This window comes from Shewanella insulae (assembly GCF_009831655.1).
Taxonomy (GTDB): Bacteria; Pseudomonadota; Gammaproteobacteria; order Enterobacterales; family Shewanellaceae; genus Shewanella; species Shewanella insulae.
In genome coordinates this window covers 115,807-141,965 of the sequence record NZ_WRPA01000001.1, presented here as the reverse complement: position 1 = coordinate 141,965, position 26,159 = coordinate 115,807, and the positions used below count along the sequence as shown (strand labels likewise).

17 protein-coding genes and 1 pseudogene are annotated in these 26,159 nt (G+C 52.0%); 4 read left to right on the top strand and 14 right to left on the bottom strand.

Annotation, left to right across the window (positions count from 1 at the left end):
- Positions 1–16: 16 nt before the first annotated feature.
- The 12 genes from pyrD to GNT65_RS00565 form a co-directional block, all read right to left on the bottom strand.
- Positions 17–1,042: a quinone-dependent dihydroorotate dehydrogenase gene (gene pyrD / locus GNT65_RS00620; protein ID WP_160793209.1), complete on the bottom strand. Its 1,026-nt coding sequence runs from the start codon at positions 1,040–1,042 to the stop codon at positions 17–19.
- A 61-nt stretch (positions 1,043–1,103) separates the two neighbouring features.
- Positions 1,104–5,948, bottom strand: a complete 4,845-nt coding sequence (locus GNT65_RS00615) for an NAD-glutamate dehydrogenase (RefSeq protein ID WP_160793208.1) — start codon at positions 5,946–5,948, stop codon at positions 1,104–1,106.
- A gap of 264 nt (positions 5,949–6,212) precedes the next feature.
- Positions 6,213–8,516, bottom strand: a complete 2,304-nt coding sequence (locus GNT65_RS00610; RefSeq protein WP_160793207.1) for an efflux RND transporter permease subunit — start codon at positions 8,514–8,516, stop codon at positions 6,213–6,215.
- Positions 8,517–8,528: 12 nt separating this feature from the next.
- Positions 8,529–9,542: a WD40/YVTN/BNR-like repeat-containing protein gene (locus GNT65_RS00605; RefSeq protein WP_160793206.1), complete on the bottom strand. Its 1,014-nt coding sequence runs from the start codon at positions 9,540–9,542 to the stop codon at positions 8,529–8,531.
- A gap of 79 nt (positions 9,543–9,621) precedes the next feature.
- The gene (locus tag GNT65_RS00600) at positions 9,622–10,986 is read right to left on the bottom strand and encodes a DUF1329 domain-containing protein (protein WP_160793205.1); all 1,365 of its coding nucleotides are present in this window, start codon (positions 10,984–10,986) and stop codon (positions 9,622–9,624) included.
- 18 nt (positions 10,987–11,004) lie between these two features.
- Positions 11,005–13,068 carry a DUF1302 domain-containing protein gene (locus GNT65_RS00595; RefSeq protein WP_160793204.1) on the bottom strand — a complete coding sequence of 688 codons (2,064 nt, stop codon included), beginning with the start codon at positions 13,066–13,068 and terminating at the stop codon, positions 11,005–11,007.
- A gap of 325 nt (positions 13,069–13,393) precedes the next feature.
- Positions 13,394–13,609 carry a DUF2835 domain-containing protein gene (locus tag GNT65_RS00590; RefSeq protein ID WP_160793626.1) on the bottom strand — a complete coding sequence of 72 codons (216 nt, stop codon included), beginning with the start codon at positions 13,607–13,609 and terminating at the stop codon, positions 13,394–13,396.
- Positions 13,610–13,675: 66 nt separating this feature from the next.
- Positions 13,676–16,237 (bottom strand): aminopeptidase N, encoded by a 2,562-nt coding sequence (gene pepN / locus GNT65_RS00585; protein WP_160793203.1) that lies wholly within the window; start codon positions 16,235–16,237, stop codon positions 13,676–13,678.
- Between the two features lie 72 nt (positions 16,238–16,309).
- On the bottom strand, positions 16,310–18,355 hold the full coding sequence (prc, locus tag GNT65_RS00580; RefSeq protein WP_160793202.1) for a carboxy terminal-processing peptidase: 2,046 nt from the start codon (positions 18,353–18,355) through the stop codon (positions 16,310–16,312).
- 31 nt (positions 18,356–18,386) lie between these two features.
- Entirely contained in the window at positions 18,387–19,028 is a 642-nt protein-coding gene (proQ, locus tag GNT65_RS00575; RefSeq protein WP_160793201.1) for an RNA chaperone ProQ, read from the bottom strand.
- Positions 19,029–19,300: 272 nt separating this feature from the next.
- The gene (locus GNT65_RS00570) at positions 19,301–19,759 is read right to left on the bottom strand and encodes a GAF domain-containing protein (protein ID WP_160793200.1); all 459 of its coding nucleotides are present in this window, start codon (positions 19,757–19,759) and stop codon (positions 19,301–19,303) included.
- Positions 19,760–19,776: 17 nt separating this feature from the next.
- The gene (locus GNT65_RS00565) at positions 19,777–20,073 is read right to left on the bottom strand and encodes a YebG family protein (RefSeq protein WP_160793199.1); all 297 of its coding nucleotides are present in this window, start codon (positions 20,071–20,073) and stop codon (positions 19,777–19,779) included.
- A gap of 244 nt (positions 20,074–20,317) precedes the next feature.
- Between GNT65_RS00565 and GNT65_RS00560 the strand changes: the two genes are divergently transcribed.
- From GNT65_RS00560 to GNT65_RS00545, 4 genes are all read left to right on the top strand, one after another.
- Positions 20,318–20,944, top strand: coding sequence for a paraquat-inducible protein A (locus GNT65_RS00560; RefSeq protein ID WP_160793198.1), 627 nt, complete (start codon positions 20,318–20,320; stop codon positions 20,942–20,944).
- Entirely contained in the window at positions 20,937–21,569 is a 633-nt protein-coding gene (locus GNT65_RS00555; protein WP_160793197.1) for a paraquat-inducible protein A, read from the top strand. The genes GNT65_RS00560 and GNT65_RS00555 overlap by 8 nt, the downstream gene beginning before the upstream one ends.
- Positions 21,556–24,180 carry an MlaD family protein gene (locus tag GNT65_RS00550; protein WP_160793196.1) on the top strand — a complete coding sequence of 875 codons (2,625 nt, stop codon included), beginning with the start codon at positions 21,556–21,558 and terminating at the stop codon, positions 24,178–24,180. Before GNT65_RS00555 ends, GNT65_RS00550 begins: the two co-directional genes overlap by 14 nt.
- A 102-nt stretch (positions 24,181–24,282) precedes the next feature.
- Positions 24,283–25,302, top strand: a complete 1,020-nt coding sequence (locus GNT65_RS00545; protein ID WP_160793195.1) for a GGDEF domain-containing protein — start codon at positions 24,283–24,285, stop codon at positions 25,300–25,302.
- 10 nt (positions 25,303–25,312) lie between these two features.
- Here GNT65_RS00545 and GNT65_RS20750 read toward each other — a convergent pair whose 3' ends face one another.
- Both GNT65_RS20750 and GNT65_RS20745 read right to left on the bottom strand, forming a co-directional pair.
- On the bottom strand, positions 25,313–25,537 hold the full coding sequence (locus tag GNT65_RS20750; RefSeq protein WP_160793194.1) for a hypothetical protein: 225 nt from the start codon (positions 25,535–25,537) through the stop codon (positions 25,313–25,315).
- A 73-nt stretch (positions 25,538–25,610) separates the two neighbouring features.
- Positions 25,611–26,126, bottom strand: a pseudogene (locus GNT65_RS20745) (class GN sortase); the annotation flags it as partial.
- Between the last annotated feature and the right edge of the window lie 33 nt (positions 26,127–26,159).

Below are 26,159 nucleotides of genomic sequence, written 5' to 3'. Positions count from 1 at the left end.
GATCTGAAATTAGATCTTATTTTGTTTTAACTCGATAAGCATCGACGATCTCTTTAATTAATTCTGGTCCACGATAAATAAAACCAGAATAAATTTGCACCATGGTCGCGCCTGCGTCGAGCTTATCTAGCGCATCGGCAGCACTATTAATACCACCAACACCTATGATGGGCACCTGACCTTTTAGGCAATCGGCTAACTGCTTAATCACTTTGGTTGACAACGAATTCAATGGCTTACCACTTAGTCCGCCGGCTTCATTAGAGTTCACCAAGCCGCTAACCCCATCGCGTGTCAGGGTTGTGTTGGTCGCAATGGCACCATCGAACTCGTTACGGATCAACGATTCGGCAATCTTCTCAATCTCATCGGGCTCCAGATCCGGCGCAATTTTCAGCGCGATCGGCACGTACTTACCATGACGCTCGGCAAGATCTTTTTGCTTGGCTTTTAATGATCCCAAGAGATCATCGAGTAGATCGCCATATTGCAATGTACGTAGACCAGGTGTGTTCGGCGATGAGATGTTAACGGCAATATAGGCCGCATAGGGATAGACCTTCTCCATGCAGATAAGGTAATCATCTTTACCCTGCTCGACCGGTGTATCCTTATTCTTACCGATATTCACCCCAACCATGGCGCCAGACTTGGCCGCCTTGAGATTGGCCACTAGATTATCGACGCCCTTGTTGTTAAAGCCCATACGATTGATAATCGCCTTTGCAGGCTTTAAACGAAACAGACGGGGCTGATCATTGCCAGGTTGTGGACGAGGCGTAACCGTACCGACTTCGACATGCCCGAATCCCATCGCGTGGAACGCATCGATACATTCACCATCCTTATCCATACCGGCGGCAAGGCCTACTGGGTTGGGAAAGGTCAAGCCCATAAACTCGACAGGCGCCGCTTGCAGCTTCTGTGCGTAGAAACAGTTTAATGGCGAATTCGCAGTTGATTTCAGACTGCCTATGGCAAGGTTATGTGCCTTCTCAGGATCCATCTGAAACATCACTTTCTGTGCGATTTTGTAAAACATGCATTCTCCTAGACCGAAAAAAGCCCCGGCGATTGCCAGGGCTCATGACTATATTTTATTTTTACGATTGACCTTCACAATGAAGGATCAACAGATTCAGCTCACGTAGGGCGACTGAGAACTTCGCAAACTCATGGGTCTGCGAGGTCTTAAAGTCTGCAAGCATGTGGAACCATCTCTCCAATAAGCCCTGATTGGATTCGACCCACTGTTCAATAATGGCGTCAGCATCGCAAACCGATGGGCAAGTACGTAGCACTGCGGAACTCAGTGAACGCTGTTGCCAATCGAGTTCTTCTCTAAATGCCGCTCTCGCCAAGGCTTGCCAGTGGTTTGCTACAGGTTGGGCGCTGATCTGCTCCAGGAACCAGTGCAGATCGATACGTGCACCTAACTTGTAGTAGGTTTCGGCAACCAAGGCCACCGGCTTGTCTTCCAGCTGAGCGATCTCCGAAATATCCAGCGCCGAGAACAGCGTGCTCATGTTGACAACATCCGTCGCCACCTGTTCTGGTACCCCTTCTTTTACCAATGCCGCGATCTCTGCACGGATACCGTTCACTTCATCTTCCACCAGATACTGATGAACGTTTTGACGAAGCTCTTGGAACACTGGGCTAAAGAAGGCCACAACCTGCTCGATGCTTTGGTTACGGTTACGATGACGTAAGAACCAACGACAGGCACGGCGTAGATTACGACGTAACTGATGCAACATCTCGCCTTGTACCACAGCAGGTACCACACCGTTTAGCGCCGTGATCGATTTAGTTAAATCAGCTAAACCAAATACTTCACGGGCCATAGTGTAGCAGATGGCAGCTTCGGCGACTGAGGCGCCTGTCTCATCTTGCATACGCTGAACGAAATTCAGACCCATATCGTTAACCAGTTCATTGGCCAACGAAGTTGCGATGATCTCGGCACGTAGCGGATGGTTGACCATGCGCTCGCTGTACTTTTCTTGCAGCTGACGAGGGAAGTACTCGATAAGCAGCTGGCTCAGGAAGGTATCGTCGGTAATTTCCGACGTGAGCAGTTGCTCCTTCAATACCATCTTAGCGTAGGCCACCAGAACAGAAAGTTCAGGGCGAGTCAGCGACTTACCATTCGCCAGGCGCTCTGCCAACTCATCATCGGTCGGCAGGAACTCTAGCGCTCTGTCTAGCTTATCTTCCTTCTCCAGGTAGTGGATGAAGCGGATCTGCTCTTTTAGCTGCTCGGCGCCGCGCACCTGAGTCACAGAAATGGTACGGGTCTGATCCTTACAGTCTTGCAATACGATGCGGCTGACCTCATCAGTCATCTCAACCAGCAGACGGTTACGCTGCTTCACCGTCATCTCACCTTCGGCCACCATGGCGTTCAGCAAGATCTTGATGTTAACTTCGTTATCCGAACAATCCACACCACCTACGTTATCGACGAAGTCGGTGTTCATGCGGCCACCGTTGGCGGCGTATTCTATACGGCCCAACTGAGTACAACCTAAGTTACCACCCTCACCTATGATGCGAGCCTGTACCTCGTTGCCATTAACGCGCAGCGCGTCGTTGGCACGGTCGCCCACCTCGGCATGAGTCTCACTGGTTGCCTTGACATAGGTACCGATACCACCATTCCAGATCAGATCCACCTTCATCTTCAGCAGCTCTTTAAGCAGCTCGTTTGGTGTCATAGATGCTTTCTTGGTATCCAGCATCTTCTTCATTTCTGGTGTGAGTGTGATCGATTTTGCGCTGCGCAGGAATATTCCACCGCCCTTAGAGATCAGGTCTTTGTTGTAATCTTCCCAGCTTGAACGCGGCAACTCGAACAGACGCGCACGCTCTTTATAGCTGCTGGCCGCATCTGGGTTCGGGTCGATAAAGATATGCATATGGTTAAATGCCGTCACCAGACGCGTGTGCTCAGAGAGCAACATACCGTTACCGAATACGTCGCCGGCCATGTCACCGATGGCCAAACAGGTGAAGTCTGTGGTCTGACAGTCGATACCTATCTCACGGAAGTGACGCTTAACCGATTCCCAGGCGCCGCGCGCCGTGATACCCATCTTCTTATGGTCGTAACCGTTACTACCACCCGACGCGAAGGCGTCGCCTAACCAGAAACCATACTCCTCAGAGATGGCATTGGCGATATCCGAGAAAGTTGCGGTGCCTTTATCTGCCGCCACAACCAGGTATGGATCGTCTTCATCGTGACGTACCACGTTAACCGGAGGAACGATGTCGCCTTCGACGATGTTGTCAGAAATATCAAGCAGACCGCGGATAAACAGACGGTAACACTCTTGGCCTTCGGTGAAGAAGGCATCGCGTCCACCCTCAGTCGGCAGTTGCTTACAGACGAAACCACCCTTGGCGCCCACAGGCACGATAACCGTGTTCTTCACCTGCTGGGCTTTCACCAGACCCAGTACTTCGGTGCGGAAATCTTCACGGCGATCAGACCAGCGCAGACCACCACGGGCAACCTTGCCACCACGCAGGTGAACACCCTCTACCCTTGGCGAGTAGACGAAGATCTCAAACTTAGGCAGCGGACGTGGCATCTCAGGGATCTCTTCAGGCGAGAACTTGAATGACACGTAAGGCTTGTTGTTACCGTCAGGCAACACCTGATAGAAGTTGGTACGCAGCGTGGCGTTGATAAGATCCAGGTAGCGACGGATGATACGGTCATCATCCAGGCTAGAGACTTCTTCGAGACGCATATCTATCTGTTCAACAAACTTAGACAGGGTACGCGTCTTCAGCTTAGGATTGAACTTGCGAATAAACATCTTCACCAGCAGATCGGCGATCTGTGGATAGCTGCTAAAGGTCTCTTCAATATAGGCCTGGCTGAAGGTCGCATCGATCTGACGCATATATTTAGCATAGGCACGCAGCACAGAGACTTCGCGGCCAGAGAGACCCGTTGCCAATACCAGACGGTTGAAGCCGTCATCTTCAAGCTCTTTACGCCACACCTGAGACAGGGCCGTCTGGAATCTATCTTGGCTATCTGCCAGGTTATCAACCGCCGCCCCTTGAACCGTCATCAAGAAGTCAAGGATCCAGAAGGTCGAACCATCGGCAGTCATCACCTCATAAGGACGCTCGTTGATCACCCGCAGGCCGAAGTTTTCCAACATAGGCAATACATCAGACAGATGGATCGGCTCATCCTTGTGGAAGAGCTTCAGGCGGACCTTGTTGTCTTTTAAAGCCGTTTCCTGTGGCTGATAGAAGAGCATGCCAAGCTTGTGATCATCATCCAGCGCTTCGAGATGCTCGATATCTACCACGGCTGAGCTAGGCAACACATCCTCTTTATAGCTGCGTGGGAACGCATTGACATAGCGTTTAACCAGACGGTTGCCCGACTCTTCGCCTTGGGCAGTGATCAGCGCTGTGTTTAACTTGTCTTCCCATGAACGCGCAGCTTCAATAAGATTGTTTTCGATGGCAGCCACATCTACATCCGTAATATTATTATCGACTTTAACTATATAGTGAGTACGTGCGAGCGTAGACTCAGAAAAATAGGTTGTAAATTCAACATCTTCTTTAGTGTTGAAGTGTTGCGCCAGAATACGTTGGGTATCTTCACGCAGCTTAGTGTTGTATCTGTCTTTAGAGACATACACCAGGCAAGAGAGGAAACGACCGAAGCCATCCTTGCGTACAAACAACTTGAGCTTGTCGCGATCTTGCATCTCCAGAACGCCATGGGCCATGCTGGCCAATTCGGATTCCCGCGCCTGAATGATCTCATCACGAGGCAAGGTCTCCAGAATATGCATCAAGGCCTTGTAGTCGTGGGAGTGTTGCGTCAAGCCAGAATCATCCAGTACGCGCTGGATCTTCTGCGCCAACAGCGGAATCTCACGTGGGCTACGGTTGTATAGATTTGAGGCATACAGGCCGATGAACCTGTCTTCACCTATCACGTTACCCTGCTCGTCGAAACGCTTGATGCCGATGTAATCGACATAGGCTGGGCGGTGAACGCGGCTCTTCTCTGTGCTCTTGGTTAAAATCAGCAGGCTGCTATCAAGCGCTTCTTTACGCGCTGTGTCCGACAGGCTAGAGAGCATGAGTCCCTTAGAACTCTTAGGCTTACCCGGTACATTCATTAGACCCAGGCTTGATTCGCTGACCGGCAACAGCTCGAGATCACCTTCGACCTTGTGCAGGTCGTAACGACGGTAACCAAGCAAGGTGAAGTGATGATTATTGAGATAGGTCAGGAAGTTGATGGCCTCTTCCAGCTCGCGCTTCTCACCCGGGAACGGACGGTCGGCCAACTCGGCGATAGTGTCGCTCAGTTTATTCGACATCGCCTGCCAGTCATTGACCGACGCCGCAACATCGCCCAATACTGATTGAATCTCTTTCTCCAGGCTCTTGATATCGGCGTCGCTGCTCAGTCTGTCGACCTCGATCAGGAATACGGCAACCTTGTCGTTGCTCTCATCCTTTACCTCGTTATAGCTAACGCCGGTGATCACGCCTTGCTCACGCTTAACGGTTAATGGCGTGTGCAGCATCATGTGGGTGGTGATCCCCATGCGGTTAAGCGCCATGCCTACCGAGTCAACAAGAAAAGGCATATCTGGTTGAATCACCTCGATAATAGAGTGGGATGATTTCCAACCATGCTTAGATTGACTCGGGTTAAACACGCGAATATGAGTCTCACCTACCGGCGTCTTATTCACGGCATTCCAAAGGCTGAGGACAGCGCCGTAAAGATCACTGTCATTGCGGTGTTGCAAGTCATCTTTCGACATGTGGGCATAAATACAAGTTGCGAACTGTTCAACTTGTTTGGCTTGTGTATTGGGAACTTTCGAATGAATTAGGCTGACTACGTTCTCGAGTAGTACTGAAGGCATTGCATCTTTCAAGGCCATGTTGCTGTTTCCTTTAGGGTCTATGGCAGCGTTTTTGTAATTTTATGGATGCTTGAGCATATGACAGGCCAAATCTAATTATGTGACCTAAGTCATAGCGCGAAGTTTATTACTAAATGTGCCAATTTTCGAGAACTATTTTAGTGGTAGATCCTCATCCCCCGGGGTTTTGCGGCCATATGGGCGTACTCGATGAAAAAACAATCGTAAAGTGAGCGTAACTATGCAAAAAAAGAGAGAGCTAATGCTCTCTCTTTCAGCTCACTATCGCGGCTTACGCCAGAAAACAGCGCCTATTGCCGGTAAAATAATTATTGCGCCTAACATATTCACTAAAAACATGAAAGTTAGCAGGATCCCCATGTCCATTTGGAACTTGAGTGCCGAGAAAAACCAGGTACTGACACCTATGGCCAGTGTCAGACCGGTGAAGATCACCGCGCTACCCCGCTCGATAAGCGCCTGATGATAGGCGGTTTGCACCGGCATGCCGTCTCTGAGTTTGACCGCCATGGTCGACAAGATATAGATACCATAGTCGACGCCTATACCGACCCCAAGGGCGATCACCGGCAGCGTGCTCACCGCCAGGCCGATATCGAGCAAGGTCATCAGCGCCTGCGCCAGGGTCGATACCACATACAGCGGCAAGATCACTGCTACGGTCGCGCGAATCGATCTGAAGCTGATCAAGCAGAGTACAAACACGGCGCCATAGACATAGAGCATCATAGGCAGCTGCGCCTCGGCTACGGCCTCATTGGTGGCCGCCATCACACCGACGGGGCCAGATGCCAGCCTGAACTTAAGCTTGTCGTTGTCCATCTGGGCCGACAGTGTCTTCACCTTGTCGATAACCAGCTCAATAGTCTCCGCCTTATGATCTGTGAGAAACAGGTACACAGGCATTACAGAGCAGTTACCATCCAGCAGGCCCGAGGTGGTTGGGATCTGCCCAACCGCCTGTACTAAGCTTGCGGTGGTGCGCGGCAGCACCTGCCATTTAGGGTTGCCCTCGTTAAAGCCGGCATTAACCCGCTTGGCGATTGAGGCCAGACTGGCCGTGGACTCGACCCCAGGCGTATTGGCTACCTGCCATTCGAACTCATCGATTTGCGTCAGCACGTCATGATAGGTACAGGCCTCGGGAAAGGCCTCGACAATCACAGTCATCACATCTGTGGTGATGGAGAAGTGATCGGTAATATAGAAGGTATCCTGGTTGTAGCGACTGTCAAAGTGCAGCGCCGGCGCTCCGCCCTGTAGATCGCCAATCTTCATCTTATTGGCCTGCTGCAACCCAAGCCCGTAGAGGAGTGCGGTGGCGATCAGCACGACTAGCGCATACTTAGGCGTGGCGAAACAGGAGAGTTTACGCCAGATAGCCTCCACTTTGCCGTTTGATTTTGTCGGTAGCGCCTTGACCTCGGTAAAGGAGATCAGCAGCGGCAGGAGCACCAGGTTAGTCAGTATGATCACCGCCACACCCAGGGATGCCGAGATGGCCAGCTCACGAATGATGCCGATATCAATGGCCAGCAAGGTCATGAAGCCTACGGTGTCAGAGAGCAGCGCGACGCCACCTGGGATCAGCAAACTACGAAACGCTAGTGCGGCGGCAGATTTGGTGCTCTCCCCCTCCCCCACGCGACGTCTAACGGCGTTGATCATCTGCACGCCATGACTCACCCCAATGGCAAACACCAGGAAGGGGATCAGAATCGACATGGGATCCAGGCCAAAGCCGACCACGGTAAGCAGGCCCAGCTGCCAAACCACGGCCACCAGGCTACAAACCAGAGGAAGCAGGGTCAGCTTGACCGAATGGGAGAAGAGATACACCATCACGGCGGTCACTAAGATGGCGATGGCAAAGAAGAGCACGACCCCCTTGGCCCCCTCGGCGACGTCACCGGCCATCTTGGCAAAGCCAATGATATGAACCTTTATCTTGTCATTTTCATATTGGCCCCGCAGCTCCTTCTCGAGCTGACTGGCAAAGGCCAAGGTATCGAGTGGCTCGCCAGTTTGCGGATCGAAATCCATCAACTGAGCGGTCACCATGGCCGCCGAGTAATCTTCGGCGATAAGACGTCCGACGATACCCGCCTTCTCGATATTACTACGCACCACTTCAAGCCCGGCTGGCGTGGTAGAGAAATCCGCCGGGATCACGGGGCCACCTGCGAAGCCATCTTCCACCACCTCGGTAAATCGGGTCGATGGCGAATAGAGTGATTTAACCTGGGCACGATCGACACCTGGAATGAAGAACAGCTGGTCGTGTACCTGCTTTAAGGTATCGAAAAAGTTGGGGTTAAAGATGTTGCCACTGGTATCTTCCACCGCCACCATGATGCTATTTGCGCCGCCAAACTGCTTCTGATGCTTAAGATAAGTCTGCATATAGCTATGATTAAGCGGGATATTCTTAACGAACGCCGCATCCATCTTCAGATGGCTGGCCTGAAAGCCGAGAAACAGGGTTGCCAGCAAGAAGGCGAATATCACATAGGCCCGTTGCCGAAACAGGAAGGATTCTAATCCATTAACTAATTTATCTAACATGCCATGGCCTTATTATTTTTGTTGTAATGCAACTAAGCCTTTGGTACCAGCAATCCACAGTGTACCTGACTTATCCTGGCCGATAGCCACCAGGTTTTCCCCCTGACGCTGGGTCACCATAGTCACGCCATCATCGGCGGTTACGTCGATCACCACGCCGCCATTGCCGACCAGCCTGACCTTATCGTCACTCAGCACAATTCCACCATTCAGCGTCGACTTGGAAGGCAGCTCGATTGCCTGCCACTGCTCTAGGTCGCCGGCGCTCTTAAACAGATGTCCACGCAGGCCAAGCACATAGATCCCCTGCTTGGCCACTAAGATATTAAACAGCGAGCCCTCATAGGGAAACTCGATACGCTGCCAGCTAAGGCCATTGTCTTGTGACTCGGCCGCCAGACCAAGTTCGCCCACCATCAACAGGCGGCCATCGGCTAGACGCACCACACGATTAAAGTGGGGTAATAATGTACTGCGCTCTTTTAGATACAGGCTTTCATCTTCCGCCTTGAGTTCATCGAGATAGGCCTGATCCTCTTCGTATAAGAGCTCGGTATGAAACTCCTGCTGCCACTGTTTACCGCCATCCTTGGTACGATAGAAGAGTCCATAGGCGCCAATCGCTATACCATGGTTGGCGTCGAAGAAGAGCACATCCAGGAAAGGCTTTTCTATCTCGGGGGAACGCATCTGCACCACCCAGCTCTTGCCCCCGTCCTGGGTATGTAAGATGGTGGCATCGTGACCCACTGCCCAGCCAAGCTCTGGCGTCAGCAGCGTTGCCTTGGTCAGCAAGGCGCGACTCGGTGAGATCACCTGCTGCCAGCTGTCGGTAAAACGAAATAGATGACCACGATCGCCCACGGCAATCATAGTTTCTCCCTGCTTGGCAATATCCAATACCAGGGATTGTGTCGCCAGCGGCTGAATATCGGAAGATGCCACCTCGGTTGCCGCTTGGGCCCCGGCTAGGGTGACAAAACACAGAGAAGATAAAGCGACAAGCCGAAGCATGCTAAACCACATACAAACTTCCTTTCGTAAAATGAGGGGCCAACAGGCCCCTCTCCCCTAAGTTCTTAAAAAGTACTTAACGAACGAGTGCTTAACGGATGCCAGCACGTCTCAATGCCGCTGGCGTAAAGTTCGCTTCGCTCAGCTTGGCATCGAAGTTATACATACGACCCTCGTTATCCAGCCCCATGGCCAGGTAACGACGAGACTGCAGATCGTGGATCACTTCAAGTGTGGTCCAGTGAGTCGGCACTTCGTAGTAGTTGATGGCGTGTGCCACGGCTACGCGATAAAGCTCATCACGGTTGTCATACATGTCTGCCATAGCCACCTGCCAAGAGTCCTCATCGAGATAGAAGACGCGGGTCTTGTAGATGTGACGCATACCATCCTTAAGCTGTGCCTTAACTTCCCATACACGGTGCTTCTCCCAGCGCACATAATCTGGGTTGATATGACCTGGCTTGAGGATCTGCTCATATTTCAGCTTGTCTGAGTGCAACTTGTAGTCGTTGTAAGGAATGTAGATCTCCTTCTTACCCACAAGCTCCCAGTTGTATCGAACGGGTGAGCCGTTAAACATGTCGAAATCGTCTGTGGTGCGCAGACCATCAGATACGGTGCCCGGCGTATCGAAGGCAACGTTTGGCGCCTTGCGCACGCGGCGCTGTCCTGTGTTATAGGTCCAGGCCTGACGTGGCAGTGCTTCCTGATCCATAGTTTCTTTAACCAGCAGCGCGGTACCCGCCAGACGTGCCGGCTGAGTCACCACCTGCTTAAAGTAGAACAGGGTATTAGACTCTTTTAACTTATCCAGCGTCATTTCAGGACGCGAATATTGAAAGCGGATCTCTTCGGCGGTTTCTACCAGGGTGTAACCACCAGATGCCGTTGGTGCCGCCTGACTACGGGCCGTCTCGACGTCTACGCCACGAAAACGCAGCACATGGTTCCAGATGGCTTCAAGCCCATTTTGTGGCACCGGGAAAGGCACGCCAATTGAGGCACCAGAGATCCCGTTGCCGTCTGCCACTAGCTCGGCACGTGTGGCGTTGGCCTTGGTTGCGTCGTAGACAAACTGAGGTACAGAAGCGGTACGACGTGTCTGGTAGACATTCATCTTGTAACTATCAGGGTACAGTTCGAACAACTTCATCTGACCTGGGGTCAGGTAGTCTTTGTACTGCGCCTTGTTAGCATTGGTAATGGTAAATTCAATCTTGTCGTTCGGGAAAGGATCGGGATGATGCATTCCCTTCTCGTAGCCGGCGACAGGCTTGGTGATACCACCATCCCAAGCCGGAATAGAACCATCGGCGTTGCCCTCCTTTTCACCGCCAAGTGGCGTGAGTTCGGTGCCAAGCTTGGCCGCCTGCGCCTCTGAAACTTTCGCAAAGGCTGTTGGTGCGGTCAATGCGACAATCACAGCAGCCGACAATAGTGTTAGTTTTTTCATTCTTATTGTCCTTGTGAATTAGATTGAATACTTGATGTTAAACGACACATAATCGCGATCTGACATCAGATTCGTCGTGCCGACACCACCGAAGAAGGAGTTGTATGAGAAATCTGCGCCCCAACGACTCTGATAATCGAAGTTCACGCCGATAGCGACGGACTTCTTACCTTCGGTGAACAGGAACATAGGATCTGGGGTGATCCCGTCAACATCATGGGAGAAGATGATGCGCGGCGACATGTTTACACCGGCAAACAGGTTGTTGTAATCGGCCTTGGCAACTAAACGATAACCCCAGGCAAAATCCGTTGGGAAAGGATTCGTTTCAGGGCCGTTATGTACCGCCTCGATGATACCAGGCATATCTGGGTTACCGCCCGAACGCGCCGTGCCAGGACCATTGAGACGCAGCTCATCGAAGCCTGGCATGTCATGGATCCAAACGCCACCTACCTCGGCCAGCATCACCAGATTATCCATCCCCAGTGTCGGACCGAACAGATGGGTAAAGGTTACCTGTGCCTGAGTGGTATCGCGGCGGATATAGCCTTCTGCATATTCGCCCGGTCCATAATTCTGCACCTGTGAGATCCCATCGAGATCGCCTCTATAGTGCGGGAGGTTAGGATCAATGTTCGCTAATTGCTGCGGCATCGCCGCAAACAAAAGCTCAACGTCATCAATTTGTAATGGTTCATCCAGTCTATGAGCAATTTCACCGGCAACGGAGGTATCGCCAATCAGAGTGTTGAAACTAAAGCCGTAGAGTTGAATATCTTCAGGGTAAACGATTTGCGCCTTTGAGAAGGTCTCTAAACCGAGCAATGTTTGACGATCAACTGTTGCCCCAGTACCACCAAGCATTCCAAGTTGTGCCAGATCTGCACCTATTGCTTCGGCAGTAAAGTTAGCAGTAGTGCCGCTGATCAGCGGACGACGGCTATGATAGTTCATGTAGTAGAAGCCAAACTCTGTCTCGCCCAGCTCTGGTGCGTAATAACCCAGCTTGATACCGTACTGACCCGAATCGCTGGCGCTCGCCTGATCTTGCATCAGGGTCACCTTAGTCGGGTAGGCTAACGCCAATGAACCCAGTGTCGCCGGATCATATTGACCCGATGCAACCATGGCTGCCAGCTTCTGATACTCGTCGATCAAGAAGTCGAGATTGATATCCGGGTTAGCATTGAAGCCCAGCTGCGCATTTTGCGAGTAGCCACCGTAGCCAGCAAAATCGTTGGTCGAGAAGTAAGAACCCGGGGTCGGTACCCAAACTGGCTCCCAATCGTATTGATAAAAGGCTTCGACCGACAGTGACTCAGTCACGCCAAGAGACGCCCAGATCATGCCCTGCGGCCTAAAGGCTTCTTTTAGCTCGGCCCCTGGGGCATTAAGAATGTTAAGATCCACCGGGTTGATCACGCCGATGCCGTGCGGGATCAGCGTGCTTTCCCCCCAAGACACCACCTGATTACCGATACGAACGGTCAGCGGGTTGGCGCCATCGTTGAAATCGAAATCACCGTAGATGAAGGCATCTAACAGGCGCACATCTTTACACTGCACCTTAGAAGCTTCGGAGTCGGCGCAAGGGTCATACTCTTTTCCGGTTATCGGATCGCTGTAGCCATAGCTGCCGTTGTTGGCCTTCTGGTCGTAGAAATACATGCCACGGGCAAACAGACCAAAATTCTTATACTTGAGCGACAGTTCATGCAATCCCTTGAAGACCATCGAGGTTACGTCACCCTGAGAATAGAGCATGTTACTCAAGTCACCGTTACTCGAGTAGGAACCTGGCTGAGCCCAAATCTCGGCCGAGGTGTATTTGGTGTTACCGAACGCGGTATAGTTTGACCAGTCGAAGCGCGGGTGATTCACCTTACCGATCTGATTATCCCAGTCTCGCTCTTCAACACGCCAACTTGCACCGGCACTGAATGTTGAATCGAACGTACCTTGAACTTCTCCCCAATCGAACGACACGGCTTGCACGCCCGATGTCGCTCCAATACTCAACGCCGCGACGATCCCCAAAGCTAGCGCTGACTTGTTAAAGCCATTTTTAACGTTTTTCATTTTAGCTCTTCTCCGTAACCTGCTGGATTCTTTGTTATAGGAATGGTGGCCAACATCTTGTTAGCGTACAGGTAACACCATTGTTACAGCATTTGGGGGTGATGAGCAAGGCGAAAAAACAGAAAATTACCTTGATATTTGTGCACTTAAGCTAAAGGGCTTACCGAAATTCAAACGCGCGATTTAAATCTAATCTAACAAGTCATACCAGATGAAATTCACAGGTTGAAAAAGCAAGCATAAACAGGCAATTAAACTTGTATTAATCCAAGCTAACACTCAAATGAAGTACAATCACCCGTTTGAAGTATATACTCTAAAAAACTTAAAACTGTTCGAGCGAAACAAATTTGCCGTTATCGTCCAGTTGCAAGCGAAAATAGCCCCTGATACCTGAAGTGGTCAGGAAGGGACGGAAGTGACGGGCATGGATCCACAGGGTCTTACCAGAGCTGTCTCTCACCTCGATCTTATCGATACTGCCTTGATAGTAATTGAGAAAATCCTGGTAACTCACCTGCATGGGGAAGGTAAATGTCATCATAGTTTGATCTAATAAGAGGCGGGGTGCCGTTGCTCCCCGCCCTACTCGCTTCTCAGCTGATTCCTAAGCCAGCGCCTTAGAAACCTTCTCATAAAGGTCTTTCGACAGATCCGGTAAGGCCAAAATGTCCTCCAGGGCACTGCGCATCAATTTCTGGCGCTGCTCATCAAACTTCTTAAATTGAATCAGCGGCGTAATGATACGTGCAGCTACCTGAGGATTTAAGGTGTTGAGTTTAATGATGGCTTCTGTCAGAAAGCGGTAGCCGCTACCGTCGATACGATGGAACACCACAGGGTTTGCCGCCGCGAAGGCGCCGATCAACGAGCGTACTCTATTCGGGTTGGCAAAACTAAAGGCGCTATGCTGGGTCAATTCACGTAGCGCATCGCAGCGATCTTCACCTGGACAGCACGCCTCAAGGGTCAACCATTTATCCATCACCAATGGGGTGTCGGCCCACTTCTGCTGGAAATCCTGTAATAGACTAACGCGAAGCTCAGATTGCTCAAGGTTTAGCGCCGCCAGTGCGCCCAGGCTGTCTGTCATGTTACCAGCCTGTTCATATTGGCTCTGCACCAGGCCTTGATGGGCATCCGATGTTTGCAGCAACAAGCCAAGGCAGGCATTCTTTAGCGCCCTCGCACCGGCACTGTCCATCGTGCTCAGTTCACGATAACGCGCCAATAGCTCATCTTCACCACCCGATGCGATCTCTTCGAGCATAAATTCGCGGGCCGACGCCAGGGCATCTAGATCGACTCGGCTCACCTGCTCAACCAAGGTATTTAGGCTCGGGAATTTAAGCACCTCGGCCAGCAGGGCCTGATCCAGCTGCTCATCGAGCAACAAACCTTTCACCCCATCGACCAGACGTGGATCCACATACATCGCCTTTTGCGCCTTGAGGTGCGCCACGTTCTGCCAAACCGCCTGGCTAAACAATGCTGCTGAAGCCTCCCACTTGGCCACCTCACTGCCAGCATAACGCATCAGGTGGATAAGTTGATCTACGCTATAGTCGAAGTTAAGCCTCACCGGCGCCGAGAAATTTTGCAACAGCGAAGGGACAGGCTGCTCAGTCATACCGCTAAACACCAGATCTTGCTCGGCCTCTGTAATGCTAAAGACTTGACTAACTAGCGAACGTCCGTCGCTGCCAAGCAGCTCAAGATCGAGAGGAATGTGTAGCGGCAGCTTCTCACTCTGCTCCGGCGTCGGCGGCGTGTGCTGACGCAGACTCAGGCGATATTCTTGACTCTCGGCGTCATAAGTCTCATTGACCGTTAGCTCTGGCGTACCCGACTGACTGTACCAGCGTCTGAACTGAGTCAGATCTACACCACTGGCATCTTCCATCGCCGCCACGAAATCATCACAGGTGACCGCCTGGCCATCGTGACGTTCGAAATAACACTTCATCCCGGCCTGGAATCCCTGCTCACCCAAGAGGGTATGCATCATGCGGATCACTTCGGCGCCCTTGTTATACACAGTGACGGTATAGAAGTTATTCATCTCGATCACAGACTCGGGACGAATCGCGTGGGCCATTGGGCCGCTGTCTTCGGCGAACTGCTGGTTCTTGATCACCTTGATGGCATGGATACGGTTAACCGCTCGGGAGCCCACATCTGAGCTAAACTCCTGATCGCGAAACACCGTCAGTCCCTCTTTCAGGCTCAGCTGGAACCAGTCGCGGCAGGTAACGCGGTTCCCCGTCCAGTTATGAAAATACTCATGGCCTACCACAGACTCGATACCGTGATAATCTTCGTCGGTCGCCGAGTCTTTATCGGCCAACACATATTTAGTGTTGAACACGTTCAGGCCCTTGTTCTCCATGGCGCCCATGTTGAAGAAGTCCACCGCGACTATCATGTAGATATCGAGGTCATATTCGAGATCGAAGCGGTTCTCGTCCCAGGCCATCGACTTCTTCAGCGATGCCATGGCGTGATGGGCCTTGTGCAGGTTACCCTTGTCCACGAAGACCTGCAGCGCCACATCGCGGCCACTCTTGGTGGTGAAGCTATCGTCGAGCAGGTCGAAATCGCCCGCAACTAAGGCAAACAGATAGGCAGGTTTCGGAAAAGGATCTTCCCAGCACACGAAATGGCGTCCGCCGTCGAGATCGCCGCTATCGACACGGTTACCGTTACTCAAGAGGTATGGAAACGCCGCCTTATCGGCTTCGATGCGAACCTTGTATACCGCCAGCACATCGGGGCGGTCGAGGAAAAAGGTAATGCGTCTAAAACCTTCTGCCTCACACTGAGTACAGTAGGCGCCATCCGACATGTACAAGCCTTCCAACGCCAAATTGGCCTGGGGATCCAGCTCTGTCACTATGGAGAGTTCAAATTCAACTAAATCGGTGTCTATGCTTAGCTGTCCCTCGGTGACACGATAATCATGGCTCTTACCATTGACCAGTAGCTGACTCACACTCAGCCCTTCGCCATCCAATACCAGCGTCTTAGCATCCTGGTTTATACGCTTAACTTGGCTGACCGCGGTCACCCGGGTATCGGCACCATCGAGCACAAAGGAGAGATCCACATGAGTAATAGTGAAATCCGGTGCGCGATAGTCTTTTAAATATTTGGCCTTAACCTGTGCCATTTAGATTCCCTCATCTGAAAAGATTATAAAAAAACGCGCCAATAGCGCGTTTTTAAAAAAGTTGGCTCAATATTATTTCGCCTGATTCTTAGCCACTCTCTCCATATCCACTAAATCCAGTGTGATATAGACAGTCTCATCGAGAAATGCGTCCGGCGTTTTCATATCTTCTTCGGCATCATCCAGAGACTTAAGTGCTTCGAGCCCTTCCACAGCACGGCGCTCGTTGAGACGCGCAAGCTGCTTATCATCGTTGGCTTCACGCTCGGCCACTCGCTCTTTCTCAACCAAAGAGACGCTGGTTTCTTTGTGACTCTTCTTAAACTCGGCAATATCCTGATCGATATAGCCAAATTCAACGTCTTTCTTGATACGCTGCTGATGACGCGAGTCAAGATTGGTTACAAGCTCAGGGGTAATATCCCCAAGCGTACCGTATTGAGCTACAGGCACCTTATCCCAAGGCAGCGCGTTGGCTTCCTCAGCTTCACCGTATTCACCCGGCTCGAGTGCACTCGGGAATGGGATGTCCGGCGTCACGCCCTTAAGCTGAGTGCTGCCGCCGTTGATGCGGTAGAACTTGGCGATGGTGTACTGCACATGACCGATAGGTTTGTCATACATATCATAGATACGACCCAGGCTCTTATGCTGCTGCACAGTGCCCTTACCAAAGGTCGACTCACCCACGATAAGTGCGCGGTCATAGTCTTGCAATGCGGCGGCGAAGATCTCGGATGCCGAGGCGCTGTAACGATCCACCATCACGGTGAGGGGGCCAGCGTAGGTAACTCGGCCATCGTTATCGCGGTTTTGCGACACCTTGCCGTTAGCATCACGGATCTGCACCACAGGGCCTTGCTCGATAAATAGACCTGTTAACAGCGTCGCTTCGGTTAACGCGCCGCCACCGTTACCTCTCAGGTCGATGACCACACCTTCGACCTTGGCCTCCTTGAGCTTAACCAACTCTTTGGTGACATCCTGAGACAGGTTCATATAGAAACCTGGGATCTTAATCACCCCAACCTTGCGGCCGGCGTAATTGCCGCTTTCAGGCTCGATCACCTCAGAAGTCGCGGCGCGATCCTCTAAACGGATCTTGTCGCGTACTATGGTCACATCGATTGGCTTAGCAGAAGAACCGCCCTTCTTAGGCAGGATCTGCAAAATCACCTTGCTGCCCTTAGGCCCCTTGATCAACTCGACCACGTCATCCAGTCGCCAGCCGATCACATCGACTATCTCTTCACCTTCCTGGCCAACACCCACGATGCGATCTTCAGGCGCAAGTTTCTCACTGTTGGCCGCCGGGCCGCCAGCCACCAGGCTCTTGATCACTGTGTAGTCATCATCCATCTGCAACACCGCACCTATGCCCTCTAGGCTCAGGTTCATCTCCATCTGGAAACGTTCGGCGTTACGCGGTGACAGGTAGCTAGTATGCGGCTCGACGCTGCGAGAGAAGGCGTTCATCACACCCTGGAAGACATCTTCGCTCTTGGTCTGGCTCAAACGCTTGATGGCGTTGTTGTAGCGCTTATCAAGCACCTTAACAATCTCATCCCAGTTCTTACCGGTCAGCTTAAGGTTTAGGGCATCATACTTAACCCGTTGACGCCACAGCTCATTGAGCTCGGCCTCATCTTTGGGCCAGGCAGCCTCTTCTCTGTCATATTGGTAGCTGTCGCCGGGAGCATTGAAATCCATCTCCTTATCGAGCAAGGATAAGGCGTAGGCAAAACGGTCATAACGACGCTGCTGCACCAGATCAAATATCTTATAGGCCGCGGTGAGATCGCCGCTCTTCAACATATCGTCGAACTGGGTCGCATAAGGCTTGAAACTGTCGATATCACTCTGAAGCAAGACATTGCGGCGATAATCGAGCTGCTTAAGATAACGCTCGAACACCTGCTCGGAGAATGCATCATCGAGGTCGAATCTATGGTAATGGGCGCGAGTGAACAGACCCGTCACCCGCTTGCTCGCTACTTTATGTTGCGGCTCTTGTTTCAGAGAGGGCAACTCGCTAGATGGAATACTGGGCGTCAGTGCCCATGCCGAGAATCCTACAAAGATGCTGGCAATGGATGCTGCCAGAGTGAGTTTTCGCATCAACAAGTTACTCCTTTTAAACGATGAACAGTTATAACAGGATATGCTCTACCGGGACTTTTACCGTCAACCCTGAATCTAACTGCACTTGAACATCTTCTTTCTTGATGTCCAGGACCACACCTGCAACAGGCGATTTACCTAATTTGACACTCACGCGTTGATTTGGTTTCAATTCGGTCAGCGTTGCCGGGCTTAAATCCTTAACTTCAACCTGTGGCTTAGCGGCTTTAGGGGCCGGCTTGTTGCGCTTAGGTTGTGGCTTCTTGAAGGCTTTCTTCTCAGGCTTAGCACCAGACTTCTCGCCCTTCTCCGCCGCCGCTTTAGCGGCACGTTTTGCCTTAGCCTTCTCTTGGCTCTCTTTCAGTGTAGCCTGTGCGTGCTCAATGTGCTCCTGCTCCAGCTCGCCACACTCGTTGCCGTCGAGATCGACACGCTGTGCCCCAGCCTTAACCCCTTTCAGGTAACGCCAGCTACTGGTGTAACGGCGTAAGGCGATTCTCAATTGCGTTTTACTGACTTTAGAATCATCAGCTAACCTTTCAGCCAAGTCCTGAAACAATCCTATTTTTAGAGGCTTAGTTTCACCTTCAGCGATAAAGCATAAAGGAAATGTTTCATATAAATACGCAAGAATTGCGTTGGTGTCGGTCAACTTTTCTGTTGATTCCATCATTACTTCCACAGTTTAAAAGGGACTACCACCTCGCCGGGTTTACTTCGGCACTGGCGTGTCGTTCATATTGGTTAGACATCCGGTCGCTAATTTGCCACTAGGCGGCGACCACACAATCCAACATACCTTATCAATTACAGTCAATAAACGCCATGTATTCATTTCAACTAATGAAAAATGTCACGGCATGTTTTTGAATTCATCAAGCGGCCTATTATAAGGGCGCGTCAGACGAAAGCGACCATCAATTGTGCGAAATTGGTTGTAGTTTAAGCAAATAAAGCCTTTTCCAGACTTTTTACGCAGGACTCTAGCCCCAATTGATCCGCCTCATCGAAACGCGAGAAGGAAGGACTGTCGATATCGAGCACGCCGATCACCTGCCCCTGGCGGCGCAGCGGGATAACAATTTCCGAGTTGCTGGCGGCATCACAGGCGATGTGGCCGTCGAAGGCATGGACATCGGCGATGCGCTGAGTGGTGTTACTCTGGGCCGCGGTGCCGCAAACCCCTTTACCCATTGGGATACGGGTACAGGCCACTTTGCCCTGGAAGGGTCCCAGAATAAGCTGTTCACCTTGCAGCAGATAGAAACCGACCCAGTTTATATCCTCCAGATGCTCATTGAGCAGCGCTGAAAAGTTCGCCATCGCCGCAACGAGATTATCTTCGCCGCTAAAAAGCGCTTCAACTTGACGGGTAAGCGTCGTATAACAAGGTGCACTCATACAAATTTCCTAACATTTTATGTTTTCGTTTCAGCTTTCGATTCAGCTTTCTTGGCGGGTTTCTTAGCCGGTGCGGCCTTTGTAGCAGCGCCGCCTTTTAAGAGTCCCATGAGCTGATCTTTATTCTCTGCCATGTAGAAACAGAGCTGTTCTAATGCATTTTCATCTAAGCCTAAATCAACTTGTTCGATAAAAGGAAGAAGATTATCCGCGATATCGAGCATCTTATCGTAGGCATCCGCCTCCTTCTTAGATGTGAATGTCATCTTCTCCACCCCTTCTCTGACTACGACAAATTTCGTTATAACTGCCATATTCGCCCTCACACTGTTTTTATATACAGTTGTAGAATCTCATAAATACAACTTCTTATGCAAGTATCAAACTTTATCTGATAGAATCTGCTGCACTATTGGCTCTGGATTTAAGAGCCACCTTACTAGGTATTTCAATAGATTGACTATAGTAATATCTTATAGGCAATAGATTACTGGTCTATATCAAGAAATTTGCACTCTTGCTATGACCTTAGATGACAGGAAGCGCCCCAGAACAGATATGAAAACAGAGGTGTTAGATAAGAGTATCGTTCTCTGCCGTGCTTGCGATCTGGTCGTGAGAAAACGCGCTTTGCCTACTGGCGTGCGGGCCCTCTGTCCTCGTTGCCACACCAATCTCTATGATACTCCCTACTGTTCCGTCAACGGCATGTTGGCTTTGTGTATCACGGCCCTGGTGCTCTATTTTCCCGCCAACTTTTTCCCCGTGCTGGAGATGCACTTTCTAGGCAGTATTCGCACCACCACCATAGCCGGTGGTGCTATGGCCGTCGCCTCCCAGGGCTATTGGGTTGTAGGTATCGCAGTCTTGGTGGCGGCGGTGATCGCCCCCGGCCTGCTGATTGTGTCAATTCTGACCCAAGTGCTGATCGTCAAATATCGGCTCAGGGTACCCTTCTTTCGCAACATCTATAAGAAACTACTGAAACAGCACAGTTTATTGGCGCAGCTCTCCATGCTAGAGATCTACATGATCAGCATCTTCGTCTCGGTATTTCAGCTCTCCGATTACACCGATCTCTATTTTGGTATCGGCACCTTCTGTTTCACCATGTTGTTTATCATGGTGATCTTCATGCAGCGGGAATATGACATAGAACATATGTGGAGCGTGCTGGATGAGTAAACTCAGCAGGCCTCCCCAGGGCGAAACATTGGGACTGACCAACTGCCCCACCTGCAAGTATCTGTGTCACCTCGAGCAGGGTAATTGTCCTCGCTGCGGCCAAGCGGTGCAGAGCCGGGATCGCACCAGCGTGCAGAAGAGCTGGGCGCTGCTGATCACTGCCGCCATTCTGCTGTTTCCGGCCAATCTCTACCCTATCACCATCATGACCAGTCAGGGGCAGGTACGCCAGGACACCATTTTCAGCGGCATCAACCATCTGGTGCACCTAGACCTATTACCTATTGCCATTATTCTTTTTACCGCCAGTATCTTAGTACCCATGTTGAAGATTTTTGGATTGGCGCTCTATCTGACCGCGATCAGCTATCGCCTGCCGATCTCGAAAAAGACTCTCATGGCAGGCTTTCATATCATCGAATGGATAGGCCGCTGGTCAATGCTGGATCTGTTTGTGATCTCCATAACTGCGGCGCTCATTAACATGGGGCAGATTTGGGATGCCAAGCCGGCGCCGGCGGCCACCGCCTTCGCCCTGGTTATCCTGCTGACACAACTGGCCGCAAAAGTATTAGACACGCGTTTACTCTGGGACCGATTGGAATCGAAAGATGACACAAATTGAAACACCAAAAGTCGTTAAGAAAAAACTCTTCTCTCCTATCTGGCTACTTCCCCTGATCGCCTTGGCGCTTGGAGCCTGGCTAGGCATCAAGAGTATTCGCGAATCAGGCGTCGAGGTGCGTATCCATTTCCCGAGCGCCACGGGGATAGACGTGGGTAAGACACTGGTCAGGTATCAGGGCCTCACCGTGGGTAAGGTGGTGGATATTAGTATCGACGATCAGCTCCAGGGCGTTTACGTAGATCTGCTGATGGATTATCGTTCAACCCCTTTCTTAAAGGATGAAACCAAGTTTTGGCTGGTCACCCCCAAGGCCTCGATCACCGGCGTCGAGGGGCTTGACGCCCTCTTCTCGGGCAACTATATCGCCATCCAGCCTGGCGAGGGAGATTATCGAAACGAATTTACCGCCGAGGATCAGGCACCGCCCGTGGCGCCCGGCTCAGACGGTTTGATGATAGAACTGACCAGCGCATCCCTCGGCTCCTTAGATGTGGGCTCCCAGGTGTTTTACCGTCAGATCCCGGTCGGCAAAATAGTCAGTTACCGCCTGGTGAACGACGACAGCATCCTCTTCAATGCCTACATAGAGAAGAAGTACGCCCACCTGGTAAAGCAAAATTCGCGCTTCTGGAACGTATCTGGATTAGCTCTGGACGCCTCACTCTCAGGCATCAAGGTCAAGACTGAGAGCCTGTCGGCCATCCTCGCCGGCGGCGTCAGCTTTTCATCAGAGGGGACGAGCCAGCAGGCAGAGACGAATCAAACCTTCGCTATCTTCGAAGACGAAGAGCATGCCCTTGGCGGCATCAGCTTTAGCCTCACTGCCAACGATGCCGATAGCCTGAGCACGGGGGCCGACATCGTCTATCGTGGCATCAGTATTGGCCAGATCACCCAGACTCACCTGACCGAGTCGGGTGTGCGCTTCGATGCAAACATAGCGACTCAATACGCCGAGCTGTTGGGCACTGATAGCCAATTCTGGCTCGAAGGCGCGGATCTTTCTCTCAGCGGCATTAAGCACGCCAGCCGTCTGGTAACCGGCAATGTGGTAGCCTTCCTGCCAGGAAGCGGCGAGCATCAGACCAGCTATCCGCTGCTGACCGAGGCGCCAAAGCACTCACAGGCGCCCCTCATCCTCAGCCTGAGCGCCGAGGAAAACCCTGGGATCAGCGCCGGCGCCGAGGTGCGCTTTAAACAGCTACCCATAGGCCAAGTCGAAAGCGTCGAGTTTAAACCAGACTTTTCCGGCCTCGCCTACCGCATCCAGATCTGGCCCGAGTTTGCCAAGCTCATCCATAGGGGGAGCTACTTCGTTGCCGAATCAGCCCTGGCCATAGATGCCTCGCTGGACGGCGTGAGTGTAAACACCCGGGATCTGACCACACTCACCAAAGGCGCCATTAGCCTGATACAAGGACGCAGCAAGAAGGCCGCAAATCCAAGCCGATCGCTGCCGCTTTTTGCCAACATTAAGCAGGCCGAGGGCTACCTCGCCAAGCAGAATCGACTCAAGATAGTGCTGACTAGCCCTGACGGTGCCGGACTCGCCGCCCACTCCCCTATCTACTACAAGAAGATGCAGGTTGGTCAGGTGCAAGGAGTCGACTGGCGCGCAAGCAGCCAGGATTTTGCTATCGAGCTTGGTATCGACAAGCCGTTTGCCTCTCTGGTTAAGCCAAATACCATCTTCTGGCGCAACGGCGCCCTAAGCGTCGACGCCAGCCTTAATGGCGTCAAGGTAGACGTGGCGCCCTTAGAAGGCGCCTTAAAGGGCAGCGTATCTCTAGGACTGCTGGAGCAAGATGACATAGGCAATCAAAGCCATCTCTACGGCTCAGAGACTTTAGCCCGTGCCAAGGCGACGCCCATTAGTATTGTATTCGATGCCAGCACTCGCCTGAGCAGCCATGCGCCGATCCGCTATCAGGGTCACCAGATAGGCGAAGTCGAAAAGGTTAGATTGTCGCAGGACCTACACAGCGTCAGTGTCGATGCCTATCTATATGGCGACTATGCCACGCCTTTCCTGGCCGACGATGCCCAATATTTTATCGTCGATGCCGACATCTCTCTGTCGGGTATCACGGCCGTCGAAACCCTGATAACCGGGCCCTATGTATCCGTGCTCCCAGGTACGAGTAACAATAGCGTCCATGATTTTATGGGCAGCGTCGAGTCGCCTGCACTGCTGGCGCAAGACGCGCTCACCTTCACCCTGATAGATGACAACTTGGGTTCGGTAAAGATAGGCACCCCTATCATCTTCCGCGGCATCAAGATTGGCGAAGTGAAACAGGTACAGCTCTCCGCCAGCGGCACTCAGGTCGAGATGACAGCGCAGATTGCCAAGGGCTATAGCCACCTGGTCAATCGGAGCAGTCAGTTCTGGGATCTCTCCGGCATAAAGGTGGATGTCGGACTCTTCTCTGGCGCGCAGATAGAAACCGGCTCCCTTGAGACCATCATCGCCGGCGGTATTGGCGTTGCGACCCAATCTCCCACCACGGAAAACAACCGTATTGGGCAGCATCATGTCTTTAGTCTGCAATCCAGCCTAAATCCCGATTGGTTAAAATGGGCGCCAAATCAACAAAGTCTTAACTAGGCCTCTCTAGTATTGAGAGACAAGGCGTCACTTTGGTGGCTATGCTATTAGTAGCCACCAGATTAGCAGGCGCCTTCCAGACCAGCCTAACCAGGAGTCGATATGAGCAAAGATTTGCTGCGCGAAGCCGCAATCAATCTCAAGAGAGCCGTCCCCTTGATGTTAAAGCATCAGATCCCGACAACCCCTACCAACTATGCCCTCTGGTACGCCTATGTCGGGCAGCAAAACCCCGAGCTGATCACTAAGATGGACAGGATAGTCAATGAGTACAACACCTGTCCGCCGGTCACGGCCGAGCTCCTCTACCGGGAACATATTGCCGATCCCAACGAGGTCAATGTGCTCAACATGCGCCAGAATCTCGAGGCGATGACCATAGAGCTATCACAATCGATCAAAGACACCAATCAGGATGCCATGCTGTTTCAGCAACGGGTCGACAGCAACTTCAGTCGCCTCAATCGCATCGAGGAGGAAGGTCTGAGCCTGGAAAAGGTATTGGGACTGGTGCGGGATCTGGTGAAGGAGTCAGACGACATTCGTCAGAGTACCGAGTATTTTACCGGCCGTCTCGACAAGGCTCAGGAGGAGATCGCCGCCCTGCGAGAGGCACTGAAACGATCCGAGCAGGACGTCTATCATGACGCCCTCACCGACGCCCTCAACCGCCGCGCCTTCGATCAAGATCTCAAGGGGCTGCTGGCCCAATCCCCAGAGGGAACCTGTCTGATCTTAGCCGATGTGGATCACTTCAAGAGCTTCAACGACACCTATGGCCACCACCTCGGTGACAATGTGTTAAAGGCGGTAGCCAAGCGTCTCAGCGAGTCCTGCCGCGACGGGGTCAAGCTCTATCGCTATGGCGGTGAAGAGTTTGCCCTGATCGTGCCACACAGTCATCAGCGCAAGGCGCGTCACCTGGCCGATGCCATGCGTAGAACCCTGGAGAAGATCTCCCTCAAGGACAGACGCAAGAATCAGACGATCGATAAGATCAGTGCCTCGTTTGGGGTGAGCGAATGGCAGGCGGGTGATACCTTCGAGTCGCTCATCGAGCGCACAGATGCTTTCCTCTATGATGCCAAGCGCCTTGGCCGAAATCGAGTAATGCCACTCTAATCGCTAATCTCTATGACCGGTTCCCTAGGCGCTGAACGCTATGATTGGAGTCGCCCAGATTGGAGTCGCCCAGATTGGAGTCGCCCAGATTGGAGTCGCCCAGATTGGAGTCGCCCAGATTGGAGTCGCCCAGATTGGAGTCGCCCAGATTGGAGTCGCCCAGATTGCAGCGATAACTGGGGTAACTGCTGGGACTGAGGAAACTGAGATAACTCAGTGAATTCAGTTTCCTCAAAGAGACCAGGCCTATCCGGCGATGCGGATAGACGTGTCACCACAGTCTCCTCCCCCGGCATAGGCGCGGCGACCACCACGAAGCGCTGACGGCTCTGGCCGCCTAAGCTGTCGAAGGGATAACAGGTCACTAAAGTCAGGCGCAGCGCATCTTCCTGAGCCAGCAGCGCAGTGTCTTGTTCATCCACCACCTTAGTGCCCAACACCCGATAACTTACCGTCTTGGCCGAAGCATCCTGCAGGGTGATCACCTGACCCGGGTGAACTCCCTCTAGCCTGGCGAAATGTGTATCCCTGTGCCCGGCGATAACCGTGTTGCCCCAATGATTGATCTGATTATTGGCCAGAATAGCGGCAGGTCCGAAGGCCAGATTACGCCCCGATGCCCCCGCCAGCACATAGAGGGGGGCGCCGCGTCGCCGCCCCTGGTCATCGACAAAGTGCAGCTTGGCCACAGGATAGGTATCGGCCCAGCTCCAGGGCTTATGTTGCTGGCGATCCGCTAAGGTTTTGTCCCATGCCTGCTCAATCAGGAACTGGGCAAAATGTGCCTTGGCTTGCATATAACCTCCTTTAAAGATCAGTGTCATGGCCGCCATCAATGCGGTCAGAAGCAAAACATG